Annotated in this window: 13 protein-coding genes; 8 read left to right on the top strand and 5 right to left on the bottom strand. The window is 67.9% G+C overall.

The annotated features are described in order from the left end of the window. Positions 1 to 32 precede the first annotated feature (32 nt). The gene (locus IV088_RS17385; RefSeq protein ID WP_291104765.1) at positions 33 to 2,018 is read right to left on the bottom strand and encodes an SDR family oxidoreductase; all 1,986 of its coding nucleotides are present in this window, start codon (positions 2,016 to 2,018) and stop codon (positions 33 to 35) included. Between the two features lie 214 nt (positions 2,019 to 2,232). On the opposite strand from IV088_RS17385, the gene IV088_RS17380 reads away from it, so the two are divergent. From IV088_RS17380 to IV088_RS17365, 4 genes are all read left to right on the top strand, one after another. Further along, positions 2,233 to 2,775, top strand: a complete 543-nt coding sequence (locus IV088_RS17380; protein ID WP_291104763.1) for a phasin family protein — start codon at positions 2,233 to 2,235, stop codon at positions 2,773 to 2,775. A gap of 123 nt (positions 2,776 to 2,898) precedes the next feature. Further along, positions 2,899 to 4,134: a patatin-like phospholipase family protein gene (locus tag IV088_RS17375; protein WP_291104761.1), complete on the top strand. Its 1,236-nt coding sequence runs from the start codon at positions 2,899 to 2,901 to the stop codon at positions 4,132 to 4,134. A 3-nt stretch (positions 4,135 to 4,137) separates the two neighbouring features. After that, complete coding sequence (locus IV088_RS17370) at positions 4,138 to 4,797, top strand: TetR/AcrR family transcriptional regulator (protein WP_291104758.1); 660 nt, start codon at positions 4,138 to 4,140, stop codon at positions 4,795 to 4,797. Positions 4,798 to 4,811: 14 nt separating this feature from the next. Next, on the top strand, positions 4,812 to 5,585 hold the full coding sequence (locus tag IV088_RS17365) for a hypothetical protein (protein ID WP_291104755.1): 774 nt from the start codon (positions 4,812 to 4,814) through the stop codon (positions 5,583 to 5,585). A gap of 30 nt (positions 5,586 to 5,615) precedes the next feature. On the opposite strand, the gene IV088_RS17360 is transcribed toward IV088_RS17365, so the two are convergent. From IV088_RS17360 to IV088_RS17350, 3 genes are all read right to left on the bottom strand, one after another. Further along, complete coding sequence (locus IV088_RS17360; protein ID WP_291104753.1) at positions 5,616 to 6,728, bottom strand: M14 family metallopeptidase; 1,113 nt, start codon at positions 6,726 to 6,728, stop codon at positions 5,616 to 5,618. Then, a complete protein-coding gene (locus IV088_RS17355) occupies positions 6,725 to 7,942 on the bottom strand; it encodes a M20 aminoacylase family protein (protein ID WP_291104750.1) in 1,218 nt (405 codons plus the stop codon). Before IV088_RS17355 ends, IV088_RS17360 begins: the two co-directional genes overlap by 4 nt. A gap of 113 nt (positions 7,943 to 8,055) precedes the next feature. Further along, positions 8,056 to 9,204: an ABC transporter substrate-binding protein gene (locus IV088_RS17350; protein WP_291104747.1), complete on the bottom strand. Its 1,149-nt coding sequence runs from the start codon at positions 9,202 to 9,204 to the stop codon at positions 8,056 to 8,058. A gap of 141 nt (positions 9,205 to 9,345) precedes the next feature. Here IV088_RS17350 and IV088_RS17345 point away from each other — a divergent pair, with 141 nt between their 5' ends. The 3 genes from IV088_RS17345 to IV088_RS17335 all read left to right on the top strand — a co-directional run bounded on the left by IV088_RS17345 (position 9,346) and on the right by IV088_RS17335 (position 12,956). After that, positions 9,346 to 11,379, top strand: coding sequence for a molybdopterin oxidoreductase family protein (locus IV088_RS17345; protein ID WP_291104744.1), 2,034 nt, complete (start codon positions 9,346 to 9,348; stop codon positions 11,377 to 11,379). A 164-nt stretch (positions 11,380 to 11,543) separates the two neighbouring features. Next, positions 11,544 to 12,617: an aminopeptidase gene (locus IV088_RS17340; protein WP_291104742.1), complete on the top strand. Its 1,074-nt coding sequence runs from the start codon at positions 11,544 to 11,546 to the stop codon at positions 12,615 to 12,617. A 12-nt stretch (positions 12,618 to 12,629) separates the two neighbouring features. Then, positions 12,630 to 12,956, top strand: a complete 327-nt coding sequence (locus IV088_RS17335) for a polyhydroxyalkanoic acid system family protein (protein ID WP_291104739.1) — start codon at positions 12,630 to 12,632, stop codon at positions 12,954 to 12,956. 121 nt (positions 12,957 to 13,077) lie between these two features. On the opposite strand, the gene IV088_RS17330 is transcribed toward IV088_RS17335, so the two are convergent. After that, the gene (locus IV088_RS17330) at positions 13,078 to 13,332 is read right to left on the bottom strand and encodes an acyl-CoA-binding protein (RefSeq protein WP_291104736.1); all 255 of its coding nucleotides are present in this window, start codon (positions 13,330 to 13,332) and stop codon (positions 13,078 to 13,080) included. A 255-nt stretch (positions 13,333 to 13,587) separates the two neighbouring features. On the opposite strand from IV088_RS17330, the gene IV088_RS17325 reads away from it, so the two are divergent. After that, the gene (locus IV088_RS17325; protein WP_291104962.1) at positions 13,588 to 15,012 is read left to right on the top strand and encodes a wax ester/triacylglycerol synthase family O-acyltransferase; all 1,425 of its coding nucleotides are present in this window, start codon (positions 13,588 to 13,590) and stop codon (positions 15,010 to 15,012) included. The last annotated feature ends 9 nt before the right edge of the window (positions 15,013 to 15,021 follow it).

The following is a 15,021-nucleotide window of genomic DNA, read 5'->3' as shown; positions in this document are numbered from 1 at the left end:
CGGGTCGCTGGTGTTGCCAGCGGCGGGGGGCTTCAGAAGTGGATGCCGCGCATCATCTGCTGCATCGCCACCGCCTCCGGCGACAACTGTGGCTTCGCGCCCTTCTCGCCCTTGGCCGCGGACGAATCCGGGAACATGCGGAAGCTGGTGTTCATCACGATCTGCGCGATGCGTGGCACGAAGGCGTGCAGCACCTGCCCCGTCACGCCCAGGCGCGTGGCGATGCGCACCGGCTTGAAGATGCAGGCCTGCGCGATCATGTCGGCCGCCTCTTCCGGCGCCAGCGTGGGCACGTTCTTGTAGATCTGCGTCGGCGCGATCATGGGCGTGCGCACCAGCGGCATGTTGATGGTGGTGAACGAGATGCCCTGGTCGGCGAATTCGCTGGAGGCGCAGCGCGTCCAGGCGTCCAGCGCGGCCTTGCTGGCGACATAGGCGCTGAAGCGCGGCGCGTTGGTCAGCACGCCGATGGAGCTGATGTTGACGATGTGCCCCTTGCGCTTGGCCACCATGCCCGGCAGCAGCCCCATGGTCACGCGCAGGCAGCCGAAGTAGTTGAGCTGCATGGTGCGCTCGAAATCGTGGAAGCGGTCGTAGCTGCCTTCGATGGCTCGGCGAATCGATCGGCCGGCGTTGTTGATCAGGAAATCCACACCGCCGTGGTTGGCGATGAGCAGTTGCACGAAGCGGTCGGCGTCGCCCATGTCGGCGATGTCGGCCGGGTAGGGAATGAACTGGTAGCCCTTGTCCTTCGCTTCCTTGCAGGCCTCGTCGAGCTTGTCCTGGTCACGGCCGCAGATGATCGTCACGGCGCCGGCCTCGGCGAACTTGTGTGCGGCGGCCAGGCCGATGCCCGAGCTGCCGCCGGTGACCAGCACCACCTTGCCGGCCACGGTGCCGCGCAGGCTGCGGTCGATGTGCAGGTCGGGGTCGAGGTGGCGTTCCCAGTAATCCCAGAGGCGCCAGGCGTAGTCCTTGAAATCGGGGCACGCGATGCCGCTGCCCTTGAGCGCGGCCGTGGTGTCGCGGCAATCGAAACGCGTTGGGTAGTTGACGAAGGTCATCATGTCCTCGGGCAAGCCGAGGTCCTGCATCACTGCGCGGTAGACACGCCGCACCGGCGCCAGCGCCATCAGGCCCTTCTTCACGCTCTTGGGAATGAAGCCCATCAGCGCCGCGTTGATGAACAGGTTCATCTTGGGCGCGTGCGCGGCCTTGCTCAAAATGTCCAGCACATCGCCCACGCGGTAGCCCATGGGGTCCACGAGGTGGAAGCACTGACCACCACCGCGTTTCTGGTGGCTGATGTGGTCCAGCGCGTTGACCACGAAGTCCACCGGCACGATGTTGATGCGCCCGCCTTCGAGGCCGACGCTGGGCATCCAGGGCGGCAGGATCTGGCGCATGCGCTGGATCAGCTTGAAAAAGTAATACGGCCCGTCGATCTTGTCCATCTCGCCGGTGCGGCTGTCGCCCACCACGGCGGCGGGCCGGTACACCGACCACGGGCTTTTGCACTCCTGGCGCACGATCTTCTCGCTCTCGTGCTTGGTCATGAAGTACGGGTGGTCCAGCCCCTCGGCCTCGTCGAACATGTCCTCGCGGAACACGCCTTCATAGAGGCCGGCGGCAGCGATCGAGGACACGTGGTGGAAGTGCCCCGCGGCAATGGCCTTGGCGAACTCCACCGTGTTGCGCGTGCCATCGACGTTCACCGCGATCTGGCTCTCGGCGTCGGCCTCCAGGTCGTACACCGCGGCCAGGTGGTAGAAATGATCGATCTGCCCTTTCAAGGCCTTCACGGCCTCGGCGCTCACGCCCAGCTTTTTGGTCGTGAGGTCACCGAACACCGGCACCGCACGCGCCGCGCTCACGCCCCAGTACTCGCGCAAGGCCGCCACCTTCGCTTCGCTTTCCTGGCGCAGCAGGAAGTGCACCACCGACCCTTTGCGCTCCAGCAGTTTCTTGACGAGGCGTTTGCCGATGAAGCCGGTGGCACCGGTGACGAAGTAATGCATGGCGTTTCTCCTGAGGTCGTTGGTTTCGGGCACAGCCCGCCATTCTTCACCATGCCCGAAGCCCCGGGGTTCAGCACAAACCCGTGGACCCGCGGCCAGGATTTAGTCGTGAACCCCTACACAGGCCCCACGGCACCCCCTTACATTGACTCCGTTGCAGAGGGCTTCCCCCTCTGTCGAGCACACCCCCCTGTCCACCTTCAACGGAGTCCCCATGGTCACCAAGACACAAAAATCCGGCACCTCCAAAGCCAGCACCGCCGCCTCCGGCTCGCCCCTGTCCGGCGCCATCAAGGACTCCGCACAGCAGATCTGGCTGGCCGGCCTCGGCGCCTTCTCCAAGGCCCAGGAAGAAGGCGGCAAAGCCTTTGAATCGCTGGTCAAGGAAGGCCTGTCGATCCAGCGCAAAACCCAGGCCGTGGCCGAAGAGCGCATCTCCGAAGCCACCAACCGCATGAGCGGCATGGCCACCGAGATTTCGTCCAAGGCCGCCGGTCAGTGGGACAAGCTGGAGAACATTTTTGAAGACCGTGTCGCCAAGGCCCTGAACAAGCTGGGCGTGCCCTCGGCGCGCGACATCGACGCACTGATCGAACGCATCGACGCCCTGAACGCGCTGGTGCAGAAGCAGGGCATCAAGGCCGTCGCCGCGCCCAAGGCGCCCGCTCGCAAAGCCGCGCCGGCCAAGGCAGCGCCCGCCAAAGCCGCGGCCAAGCCGGCCGCTCGCAAGACCCCTGCCCGGACCAAGAAGGCCTGAGACCGCTGACCGTGCACACCGTTTGCACGCAGCATCCGGGGCGCGAGGCGCCCCTTTTTTTGGCCCCGTGGTCATGCTGCGATGCAACATGACCGGTCACGTGGGCGGTCTACACTCAATCGCATGACGCCCACCCGCACAGCCCCCGCCGCTCGACCCAAGGGCCCGGCGCGCGACAGGCGCCGGCCGCGCATCGCGCTGGCGTTCGCCGGTGGCGGGCCGCTCGGCGCCATCTACGAAATCGGCGCGCTGTGCGCGCTGGCCGATGCACTGAAGGGCCTCGACTTCAACGGCTGCGATCACTACGTGGGCGTGTCCGCCGGGGGCTTCATTGCGGCGGGTCTGGCCAACGGCATCACCCCGCGCCAGCTTTGCGACGCCTTCATCGAAGACCGCCTGGGTGACGACCACTTTGACCCGGCCTGCCTGATGAAGCCGGCCTGGGGCGAGCTGAGGGACCGGGCCAGACGCATTCCAGGCCTGCTCGGCGGCGCGCTCTGGGCCTGGATGGCACAAGGCAAAAGCCTCACCAACGCCTTCGAGCGCATGGGCGCCGCACTGCCCACCGGCGTGCTCGACAACGAAGGCATTCACGAGCAGGTTCAACGGCTCTTCGACAAGCCCGGTCGCAGCAACGACTTCCGCCGCCTGCGCGCGCGCCTGACCCTGGTCGCCACCGAGCTCGACACCGGCGAGGCCGCGCCGTTTGGCCAGCCGGGCTGGGACCATGTGCCGATCTCGCGCGCGATCCAGGCCAGCGCCGCCCTGCCCGGCCTGTTTCCGCCGGTGGAGATCGAAGGCAAACACTACGTCGATGGCGCACTGAAGAAGACGGTGCACGCCACGGTGGCGCTGGATGAGGGCGTGGACCTGCTGCTCTGCCTGAACCCGCTGGTGCCGTTTCACGCCGATCCCCGCGCCAGCCACAGCACCCGCATCCCGTCCCTGGTCGAGGGCGGGCTGCCGGCGGTGATGAGCCAGACCTTCCGCTCCATGATCCACTCGCGCCTGGCGCTGGGCTTCAAACACTACGAGCGCGCCTACCCCGACACCGACATCGTGCTGATCGAGCCCGACCAGCGCGACGCCGAACTGTTTTTCGCCAACACCTTCAGCTACCGCCAGCGCCGCGAGCTGGCCGAACACGCCTACCAGCAGACGCTGCGCCTCTTGCGCCAGCGCGCTTCGGTGCTCGGTCCGCGCCTGCAGCGCCATGGTGTGACGCTGGACATGGACGTGATCCACGACTGCCAGCGCCGCCTGCTCGCACCGCTGCGTCCGCGGCGGCCCGCCGCGCTGGACCGGCTGCACGCCACACTCGACACCCTGCAACAGCGGCTGCAGACCCAGCGCGCCTGAACCATGGCGAAAAAAGCCCCCCGCCGCACCGCCGAGCGCATCCTGGAGGTTTCGCTGGCGCTGTTCAACCGCTTCGGTGAACCCAACGTCTCCACCACCCTGATCTCGTCGGAGCTGGGCATCAGCCCGGGCAACCTGTACTACCACTACCCGGCCAAGGACGAGCTCATCAACTCGCTGTTCGAGCGCTACGAGCGCGCGCTCGGCGAGCTGCTGGGCGCCAGCGACGGCGTGCGCAACGTGGAAGACGCCTGGTTCTTCCTGCACTCGCTGTTCGAGATCATCTGGGAGTACCGCTTCCTCTACCGCGACCTCAACGACCTGCTGTCGAAGAACCGCCTGCTCGAAACCCGCTTCCAGGGCGTACTGAAAAACAAGACCCGCGCCATCCGCAGCCTGCTCTCGGGCATGAGCCGTGCCGGTGCCATCGACCTCGATGCCCGCGAGCTGGAGCCCACGGCCAACTGCATGGTGGTGCTGCTCACCTACTGGCTGAGCTTCGAATACGTGCGCGATCCGCGCCACGCCCTCGAACCCGACAACGCCCAGAAAGCCCTGCTGCGCGGCGCGCAGCACGTGCTCAACCTGCTGGCGCCTTACCTCGAAACCGGTCAGCGCCAGCATTTGCTGCAGCTCACCGGCGCCTACCAGAACCCGGCCTGACCCCGGGACGCGCCATGCCTTCGTGGACACCTTGCCCCTTCTCCGGCGTGTACCAGTACCACCGCGACAGCATCACCGGGCACTGGGCAGACCTGCACGCGGGTGACGCCGAACCGCTGCCCACCGATGCCGCGCTGCTGGACGCCTGGGTGCTGTACCACAACGGGGCGTTCGAGGACGCGGCCCTCGCCGCGCTGGCGCTGGGCCCGTCAGGGCTCACCCTCGCCAACAAGGCCGCCTGCATCCACGCCACCTACGTCGAACCGAGCGAGCCGGTCCGGCTGGAGCGCCTGCTGGGCGCGGCGGAACGCGCCCAGCAGCAACAAGCCCTTGCGCCAGACCTTCCCGGCGCCTGGTACTGGCAAGGCTATGCGCTGGGCCGCTACAGCCAGGGTGTGAGCGTGGCCAAGGCCCTGACCAAGGGGCTGGGCAGCAAGGTGCGGCACGCCCTGGACACCACCATCGCGCTGGCGCCCCACCACGCCGACGCCCACCTGGCGCTGGCCAACTTCCACGCGGAAGTCATCGACAAGGTGGGCGAGCTGATCGGCGGCATGGTGCATGGCGCGCGCAAAAGCGCTGCGCTGGCACTCTACGAAAAAGCCCTGGCGCTCAACCCCCGGTCAGCCGTCACGCTCCATGAATACGCCAGCGGGCTGCTGATGCTGGAGGGCGAGGGAGGGCTGGCGCGGGCCACCCAGCTGCGCGAACGGGCCGACGCCTTCGACCCGCTGGACGCGATGGAACGGCTCTACCTCGCCGGGGTCAGGGCCGACCTCGGCAGCTGAGCGGCGCACCCCGGGCGATGGTCCACGCCGTCACACGCAGGCGCAGCGGCGGCGCAGGCCGTCCACCGCCTGGAACATCGCCTGCCGGGCCTGCACCACCACCTGGGCCCGCCACTCGTCGGTGTCCACATAAAACGCCTCTTTCATGCGCCGCTGGATCGCCGTGCGCAAGCCCGCCGGCGCATCGGGGTGCTGGTGCAGCCAGTGGTCGCCGCGCAAGGCGTTCAGCATCTCCAGAAGCGGCAAGGTGCCGTACTCCATCGCCATGCCGGTGTACTCGGCCTGCGGGCACTCGTCGTACACCGCGCCGCACATGAGCCCCGTGAGCCGGGCCGAGGTCGACGTGCCGTCGTAGATCGACGTCACCGGGGTCTGTCCGTCGCCACCCCACCAGGCGCGGGCGCGCCGCATCGCGTCCACGTCGTCGCGGCCGGCAAAGATGCGCTCGCCCAGGCCGCTGGGGCCGAGGCCCGTGTGCAAGTCGATCCACGCGATGTGCCGCGCGGTCCGCGCGTGCTGGCGCAGCACCTGCCGCAGGGTCAGGTTGCTCCAGGTGGGCGCGATGCCGCCATAGAACAGACCGTCGGCGTGGTGGTGCTGCCCCTGGGACACCGCCGCCTGGTAGCGGCTCAGGCCATGCCGGCCGATGTAGTGGGCGATGCGCGCCTCGGCGTCGGCCGTGGGGGGCCACTCGGCGGGCACCAGGGCGCTGTGCAGTTCGTCGTAGGCCGGGTTGGCGGGCAGCGGCTGGCTGAAATCGTGGAAGTTGCGGTTGAGGTCCACGTTCTCGTGGGTCACGCGGCGCAGGTGGGAGAACCCGTGCGGGTTGAGCGCGTGGATGTAGAGCACGGCCACGCCGGCCGCCCTGGCGTGGGCGCGCCATTCGGCATCGTGCGCAGCGAACACCTGCACCCCCGAGCCGCAAAACCCCTCGACGCCGTGACAGGCGCTGCTGACGATCAGCAGGCACCCGGCATCGGACGCGCCGTCCAGCGCGGTGTCCATGGCCAGGGTTTCGCCGTCGCGCCCCGCCAGCGGATGGTCGTGGCTCCGGATCGACATGCCGGCGGTGGCCGCACCTTCCAGAAACTGGACACGGGCGCGGGCATAGGAGCTGGCAAAGGCCAACAGGGGATTGATCATGCCGCCAGCCCCGGACGGGCCTGTCCCAGCCACCGCTCGGCGAGCCGGACCCAGTAGGTCGCGCCCAGCGGGATCAGGTCGTCGTTGAAGTCGTAGCTCGGGTTGTGCAGCATGCAGGGGCCGCCGCCGTGGCCCATCTCGCGGTGCGCGCCGTCGCCGTTGGCGATGAAGGCGTAGCAGCCCGGGCGGGCCTGCAGCATGTAGGCAAAGTCTTCGGCGCCCATGGTGGGCTCCTGCTCCAGCACGCGCTCGGGCCCCACGATCTCGGCCATGACCTCGCGCGCGAACGCGGTCTCGGCGGCGTGGTTGACGGTGGGCGGGTAGTTGCGCTTGAACTGGAACTCGACCGTGGCACCGAAGGCCGCGCTGGTGTGTTCGGCAATCGCCTGCATGCGCTGCTCGATCATGTCGAGCACCTCGAACGTGAAGGTGCGCACCGTGCCCTGGATCTCGCAGCTGTCGGGCACCACGTTGGTGGCCTCGCCGGTGTGGATCATGGTGACCGAGATCACGCCGGCGTCCACCGGCTTCTTGTTGCGCGAGATGATGGTCTGGAAGGCCATCACCATCTGGCAGGCCACCGGCACCGGGTCGATGCCGTTGTGCGGCAGCGCGGCGTGCGCGCCCTTGCCACGGATGACGATGTGGAACTCGTTGCTCGACGCCATCACCGGCCCGGCGCTGGCGGCGAAGGTGCCCACCGGCATGCCCGGCCAGTTGTGCATGCCGAACACGGCCTCGACCGGAAACTGCTCGAACAGGCCGTCCTTGATCATCTCGCGCGCACCGCCACCGCCCTCTTCGGCCGGCTGGAAGATCAGGTAGACCGTGCCGTCGAAGTTCCGGTGTTTCGCGAAGTGCTGCGCCGCGGCCAACAACATGGCGGTGTGGCCGTCGTGGCCGCAGGCGTGCATCTTGCCGGCGTGCTGGCTCTTGTGGGCAAAGTGGTTGTGCTCCTGCATGGGCAAGGCGTCCATGTCGGCGCGCAGGCCGATGGCCCGACCACAGGCCCCGCCGTCGCGGCCGTGCACGATGCCCACCACACCGGTGGTGCCCATGCCCCGGTGCACCGGGATGCCCCACTCGGCGAGCTTGTGCGCCACCACGTCGGCGGTACGCACCTCTTCAAAACAGAGCTCGGGGTGGGCGTGGATGTCGCGGCGCACGGCCGCGATGCTGGCCGCCTGCGTCAGGATGGAATCGATCAGTTGCATGAGAGCCTCCGGTTGCCCGGGGACGGGCACCCCGGGTCAAAGGCTCATGGTAACCAAGACCTGTCGCGCCCGAGCGCGACACCGCCCATCCGGCCCGCCGCCGGGCCGGGGCTTCAGCGCCGGATGCGCCCGTCCTCGGTCAACAGGGTGAGCTCCACGAAGCGCGAGCCGGTGTGCTTCTGTGGGCCGAAATCCACCGGGAAACCGCCCAGGTTGACCGCCTGCATGCCGTGGATGGCATCGATGAACGATTCCCGCGTGGCGCCGCGGCCGGCCCGCTTGAGCGCTTCAACAAACACCTTCGCCGCCACGTAACCCTCCATGCCCGAGTAGTTGGGCGCCTGGCCACGTTTGTCCTTGAGGTCGGCGAGGTACTCGCCCGAGAGCTGGGTGGCCGGCGAATAGGGAAAGGGCATCACCTGGCTCACCACCACCCCTTTCGCCACCGCCCCCAGCTCATCCATCAGGGCCTGGGTGCCGACGAAGGACACGTTGTAGAAATTGCCACCAAAGCCCTGCTGGCGGGCCAGCCGGATGAAGGTGGCACAGGCCTTGTAGGCGCCGATCTGCACGATCGCTTCGGGCTTGGCCGCCAGGATGTCTTTCAGCGCCGGCGCCACGTCGTTGGTGTTGCGTTCCACCGAACCGAGCGCCGCCGTCTCCAGGTTCATCGCTTTCAGCGCGCGCTGCACGCCTTCCAGGCCGGTCTTGCCGTAGGCGTCGTTCTGGTAGAACACCGCGAGCTTCTTGATGCCGGTGGACGTGACCTGCCGCACGATGGCCGCCGTTTCGTCAAAGTAGGAGGCCCGGACGTGGATCGCGTAGCGGTTGAAAGGCTCACGCAGCGCCTGGGCGCCGGTGAACGGGGCAAAAAACGGCGTCTTGGCTTCGGTGGCCAGCGGCAAGGCCGCCAGGCTGGTGGCCGTCCCGACATAACCGAACAAGGCGAACACACCGTCGGAGATGAACTGCTTGGTGTTGGCCGCACAGCGTTCGGGTTCGTAGCCATCGTCGAGGCGCTGCAGATCGATGCGCCGCCCGTTGACGCCACCCTTGGCATTGACCTGCTCGAAGTAAAGCTGGGCACCCAGGTGAAACTGCAGGCCCAGTTGGGTAGACGGCCCGGTGAATGGGGCCGACTGGCCGATCACGATGCGGTCGCCCCCGCCAGCGCTTTGGGCCTGAGCCATGGCGCTCCATCCCCCCAGAACAGACCCTCCCACCAACGAACCCACACTCGCAATCACCCGACGACGTTGCATACAGTTTCTCCTGATATGCTTTTTTGATGCATTCGGCACGCTCTCGCACTTCCCGTGTGAGCAGCTGTCACCACTGGCTTTGAGCGTACTACAGCCCCTTTCCCCTGCCTACACTTTCGGCGGTACCAAATGTCCCAAGTTATGCAAGAACGCACGGTGCGCGGCGCCTGCCCTCACGACTGTCCCGACACCTGCTCGTTGATCACCACCGTGATCGACACCAAGGCGGTGCGCGTGGCCGGCAACCCGGCCCACAGGCACACCGACGGTGCGCTGTGCACCAAAGTCTCGCGCTACACCGAACGGACCTACCACCCCGAGCGCATCCTCCATCCGCTACGGCGCGTCGGACCCAAAGGCAGCGGCCAGTTCGAGCCGGTGGGCTGGGACGAGGCGCTGGACGACATCGCCGCTCGCCTGAAAGACGTCGCCGCGCGCGACCCACAGGCCATCCAGCCCTACAGCTACGCCGGCACCATGGGCCTGGTGCAGGGCGAGGGCATGGCAGCGCGTTTCTTCAACCGCCTCGGCGCCGCCCACCTGGACCGCACCATCTGCGCAGCCGCGGGCGGCGAAGCGCTGGTGCAGACACTGGGCGGCAAGCTGGGCATGAAGGTCGAGTGCTTCGCCGAGGCGAAGCTGATCGTGATCTGGGGCAGCAACTCCATCGCGAGCAACCTGCACTTCTGGCGCCTCGCGCAACAGGCCAAGCGCGACGGCGCGCGGCTGGTGTGCATCGACCCGCGCCGCAGCGAGACGGCGGACAAGTGCCACGAACACATCGCTCTGCGCCCCGGCACCGACGCCGCGCTGGCGCTGGCGCTGATGCACCAGCTGATCACCCACGACTGGCTGGACCACGATTACATCGCGCAGCACACGCTGGGCTGGGAAGCGCTGCGCGAACGTGCCTTGCAGTGGCCGCCCGAGCGTGCGGCCGAGGTCTGTGGTGTGCCGGTGCAGCAGATTGTTGACCTCGCGCGCGCCTACGGCACGACGAAGCCCGCCGCGATCCGGCTCAACTACGGCATGCAGCGCGTGCGCGGTGGCGGCAACGCGGTGCGGGCGGTGGCCTGCCTGCCGGCGCTGGTGGGCGCGTGGCGGCACCGCGCGGGCGGCCTGCTGCTCTCGGCCTCGGGCCACTTCCCGGTCCGCCGCGCCGCGCTGCAACGGCCCGACCTGCTGACCGGTCGCACGCCACGCACCATCAACATGGTGACGATCGGCGACGACCTGCTGCGCGAGGCCTCGCCGGATTTTGGTCCGAAGATCGAGGCACTCATCGTCTACAACAGCAACCCGGTGGCGGTGGCGCCCGAGTCGGGCCGGGTGGTGAAAGGCTTTGAGCGCGAGGACCTGTTCACCGTGGTGCTCGAACACTTCCAGACCGACACCGCCGACTACGCCGACTACATCCTGCCCGCCACCACGCAGCTGGAGCACTGGGACATCCACACCAGCTACGGCCACACCGACGTGCTGCTCAACCAGCCGGCCATCGCGCCGCTGGGGCAGTCGCGCAGCAACACCGACATCTTCCGCGCGCTCGCCGCACGCATGGGTTTCGATGAGCCCTGCTTCGCCGACGACGATGAAACGCTGTGCCGCACAGCCTTCGGGACATCGATCGATTTCGATCAACTGCTCGCCCAGGGTTTCGCCACCCTGCCGCTGCCTGAGGCGCCCTTCGCGCAAGGCGGCTTCCCTACCGCCTCGGGTCGCTGCGAGTTCTTCAGCGCCGCACTCGCCGCGCAGGGACAGGACGGCCTGCCCGACCACCTGCCCAACTTCGAGACGGCAGGCAGCGACCCGCGCCACCCGCTGGCCATGATCTCGCCACCGGCCCGCAACTTCCTCAACTCCAGCTTCGTCAACGTGAAGAGCCTGCGCGACATCGAAGGCGAGCCTTTGCTGGAAATGCACGCCGAGGACGCCGAGGCGCGTGGCATCCAGAGCGGCGACACGGTGCGGGTCTTCAACGGCCGGGGCGAATACCGCTGCAAGGCCAAGGTGTCGGCGCGGGCGCGACCTGGCGTGGTCAACGGCCTGGGCATCTGGTGGCGCAAGCTGGGGCTGGACGGCACCAACGTCAACCAGCTCACCAGCCAGAAGCTGACCGACATGGGACGGGGGCCGGTGTTCTATGACTGTCTGGTTGAGGTGGAAAAACAATGATCCCCCCTGCGCCGCTGCGCGGCGTCCCCCCAGGGGGACCACGCCCTCGGACCGGCGAAGCCGGATCTTCGGCGTGTGCTGGCAGGGCTGCCCTTCTTGGGCTGAGGGGATGGTTTCTTTGCGGTGCCGTCTCGCGGTTGCCTCATGTGGCGGGGCCACGGCGATTGCTGGCGCAGCTCCTTGTTGCCAGTCTCGTCGGCGGCTGCGCTGCTACAGACGCTGGTCCCAGCTACTACTGGCAGTCGGTCACCGGCCACCTGAAGCTGATGCACGCGGCGCGCCCGGTGCAGGACTGGCTCGACGACCCGGCCACGCCGCCGGTCCTGCAGCAAAAACTGGTGCTGGCCCAGCGCATGCGCCGTTTCGCCGTGACCGAACTGGGCTTGCCGGACAACGCGAGCTACCGGCGTTATGCCGACCTCCAGCGCCGCGCTGCCGTCTACAACGTGGTGGCCGCGCCGGAGCTGTCGCTCAAGCTGCACAACTGGTGCTTTCCGGTGGCGGGTTGTGTGGGCTATCGCGGCTACTTCGACGAGGCCGAAGCCAAGGCGTTCGCGGCGGCCCTGTCGTCGAACATGGACGTGGCGGTCTACCCGGTGCCGGCGTATTCGACCCTGGGCTGGATGAACTGGGCCGGCGGCGATCCGCTGCTCAACACCTTCATCGGCTACCCCGAGGGCGAACTGGCCCGGCTGCTGTTTCACGAGCTGGCGCACCAGGTCGTCTATGCCTCGGGCGACACGGTGTTCAACGAGTCCTTCGCCACGGCGGTCGAACGCATCGGCGGTGCCCGCTGGCTGGCCCAGGCCGACGAACCGGCACGCCAGGCCTACGCCGAATTCGACGGCCGCCGGCAGGCCTTTCGGGCGCACGCGCTGGCCACGCGCCAGCGGCTGCAGGCCGTGTACGACGACGTCAGCCTCGACGACGACACCAAACGGCAGCGCAAGGCCGCGGCCATGGACGACTTCCGCCGGCGCTACCAGGAGCTGAAGCAGGGCTGGGGGGGCTACAAAGGCTACGACGCCTGGGTGGCGCAAGCCAGCAACGCGACCTTTGGCGCGCAGGCCGCCTACGACCAGTGGGTGCCCGCTTTCGATGTGCTGTTCGAGCGCGAAGGCCGGGACTTTGCGCGGTTTTATGATGCGGTTCGCGCGCTCGCCGCCATGGGCGCCGACGATCGCCAGGCCGCATTGCAGGCGCTCGCGCCCGCCGCATCACCCCTTCCCACCCACTGAACAGGACAACCCATGGCCGACATCCACATTCAGCGCTCCCACCAACTGGGTCTGAGCGGCGCTCGCAAGGTGGCCTGGAAATGGGCCGAACACGCCGAGGCCGAGTTCGACATGGCCTGCGCCTACGAAGAGGGCGACGATTGCGACGAGGTGCAGTTCACCCGCTCGGGCGTGAAGGGCACGCTCAAGGTCTCGGCCGACCACTTCGAACTCGACGCCCAGCTCGGCTTCCTGCTGGGCGCGTTCAGGGACCGCATCGAAAGCGAAATCGTCAAGAACCTCGACGAGCTGCTGGCCGAGAAAAAGAAAAAGCCGGCGACCAAGAAGAAAGCCCCCTGAGGGGCAGGCAGAGATCTCCGCCTGCGCGAGATCCCCTGGCCGCAGAATGCGGTGGAACCGGCTTCGCCGGGCCGCCTGTATCGCCCCCTTGAAGGGGTCGCGCGCAGCGCGGCGAGGGAGTTCAGGCCAGCGACCCGATCAGGTCGATGTACTGCTGCTTCGCGGCGTCGGCCGCCGTGCCCTTGAGACCGTTCCACGCATCCCACTTGGCACGGCCGACCATGTCGCCGAAGCCCGGTTTTTTCTCGGTGTTGTCGCCGGTGGTGGCCTGCTTGTACAGGCCGTAGATCTTCAGCAGCGTGGCGTTGTCCGGGCGCTCGCTGAGGTTCTTGGAGTTGGCCACGGCGGCGTCGAAACGGGACTGCAGATCGGACATGTTGGGGCTCCTGTGGAAAGCATGGGGCGCCGGCGGAGGGCCGGGCTAAGGGCTGGCCCGGTATCTTACGTTTGGATCCACCGGCAAAATAGACGCCAGCACCCAACCACAGACCCCGCGCCATGACGCGGCGCAGCAGGAGACCCCATGGTTCAGCGCACTTCCCGGGCAACGCGTCCAGCCGCAGCCCCTCCCCGCCCACGCGCCGCCACGGCCTCGAACCTGGCGACCACGCTGGGGCTGGAAGGCGAGCGCATGAGCAAGGTGGACACCGCCTGGCTGCGCATGGACTCGGCCACCAACCTGATGATGATCGTGGGGGTCTGGATCCTGCGCCCGGGCATCACCCTGGAAGCGCTGACCGAACGCGTGAGCGAGCGCCTGCTGCCCTACCGCCGCTTCGTGCAGGTCGCGCGGCAGGACGCGGCCGGCGCCCACTGGATCGACGACGCCGACTTCGACATTCACCGCCACGTGGTGCGCCACGTGCTCACCCGGCAGCGCGGCCACAGCGAGCAGCAGGCCCTGCAGGCACGCGTGGGCACGCTGGCGATGGAGCCGCTGGACGCACAGCACCCACTGTGGCGCTTTGAGCTGGTCGAGCGCTACGACGGTGGCTCGGCGTTGGTGGCCCGCATCCACCATTGCATCGCCGACGGCATCGCGCTCATCGGCGTGATGATGAGCCTGGTCGATGGGGGCGCCTTGCCACCGAAGCGCAAAGCCAGAGAAACCAAAAGCGGGATGGACGCCGCCGAAGACTGGGTGGCCGACACCCTGATCCGCCCGTTCGGCGACCTGACCGCCCGGGCGCTGGAGGCCGCCGGCGGCGGCGCGGCCAAGTCGTTTGCCCTGCTGGCCTCGCCCCAGCAGGGGCTCAGCGACTCGCTGGGGCAGGCGGTGGAACTCGCCCGCATGGGCGGCCAGCTCGCGAGCGACCTTGCCGCGCTCGCCCTCATGCCCGACGACTCGCCCACCCGCCTCAAGGGCCAGCCCCAGGGCAGCAAACGCGTGGCCTGGGGCCAGCCGATTCCGCTCGACGAGGTGAAGGCCATCGGCAAGGCCTTGAACTGCTCGGTCAACGACGTGCTGCTCGGCTGCGTGGCCGGCGCCATCGGCGCCTACCTGAAGCAGCAGGGGGACGACCCGAAAGGCCAGGAGATCCGCGCCATGGTGCCGATCAACCTGCGGCCCATGGAAGACGCCTGGAAACTGGGCAACCGCTTCGGCCTGATCCCGCTGGTGCTGCCGATCGGCATGGACAACCCCATCGAGCGCGTGTACACGGTGCGCTCGCGCATGAACGCGCTCAAAGGCAGCCTGCAGCCGCTGCTGACCTTCGGCCTGCTGTCGGTAGCGGGACTGCTGATCAAACCCGCGCAGGACGCGATGCTGAGCCTGTTTGGCCGCAAGACGACGGCGGTGATGACCAACGTGCCGGGGCCGGCGACCAAGCTGAAGTTCTGCGGCGCCACGCTGGAACAGACCATGTTCTGGGTGCCGCAGACCGGCACCGTGGGCCTGGGCGTGTCGATCCTGAGCTACGGCGGCGGCGTGCAGTTCGGCGTGATTTCGGACAGCGCCCTCTGCCCCGACCCGCAGCAGATCATCGACGCCTTCGAACCCGAGTTCGCACAGCTGCTGGCGGTGACGCTGATGCTGCCGTGGGGGGTGGAGTAACCCCCCGTG

The sequence above is a fragment of the Hydrogenophaga sp. genome (assembly GCF_018780075.1).
Classification (GTDB): domain Bacteria; phylum Pseudomonadota; class Gammaproteobacteria; order Burkholderiales; family Burkholderiaceae_C; genus Hydrogenophaga.
Note: the sequence above shows the minus strand (reverse complement) of the source record. Positions and strands in the feature narration are given on the sequence as shown.

Coding starts and splice junctions, on each gene's coding strand:
- IV088_RS17365 (WP_291104755.1), top strand. CDS start 4,812: ATGCCTTCGTGGACACCTTGCCCCTTCTCCGGCGTGTACCAGTACCAC.
- IV088_RS17385 (WP_291104765.1), bottom strand. CDS start 2,018: ATGCATTACTTCGTCACCGGTGCCACCGGCTTCATCGGCAAACGCCTC.
- IV088_RS17355 (WP_291104750.1), bottom strand. CDS start 7,942: ATGCAACTGATCGATTCCATCCTGACGCAGGCGGCCAGCATCGCGGCC.
- IV088_RS17370 (WP_291104758.1), top strand. CDS start 4,138: ATGGCGAAAAAAGCCCCCCGCCGCACCGCCGAGCGCATCCTGGAGGTT.
- IV088_RS17345 (WP_291104744.1), top strand. CDS start 9,346: ATGCAAGAACGCACGGTGCGCGGCGCCTGCCCTCACGACTGTCCCGAC.
- IV088_RS17350 (WP_291104747.1), bottom strand. CDS start 9,204: ATGCAACGTCGTCGGGTGATTGCGAGTGTGGGTTCGTTGGTGGGAGGG.
- IV088_RS17380 (WP_291104763.1), top strand. CDS start 2,233: ATGGTCACCAAGACACAAAAATCCGGCACCTCCAAAGCCAGCACCGCC.
- IV088_RS17360 (WP_291104753.1), bottom strand. CDS start 6,728: ATGATCAATCCCCTGTTGGCCTTTGCCAGCTCCTATGCCCGCGCCCGT.
- IV088_RS17325 (WP_291104962.1), top strand. CDS start 13,588: ATGAGCAAGGTGGACACCGCCTGGCTGCGCATGGACTCGGCCACCAAC.
- IV088_RS17375 (WP_291104761.1), top strand. CDS start 2,899: ATGACGCCCACCCGCACAGCCCCCGCCGCTCGACCCAAGGGCCCGGCG.
- IV088_RS17330 (WP_291104736.1), bottom strand. CDS start 13,332: ATGTCCGATCTGCAGTCCCGTTTCGACGCCGCCGTGGCCAACTCCAAG.
- IV088_RS17335 (WP_291104739.1), top strand. CDS start 12,630: ATGGCCGACATCCACATTCAGCGCTCCCACCAACTGGGTCTGAGCGGC.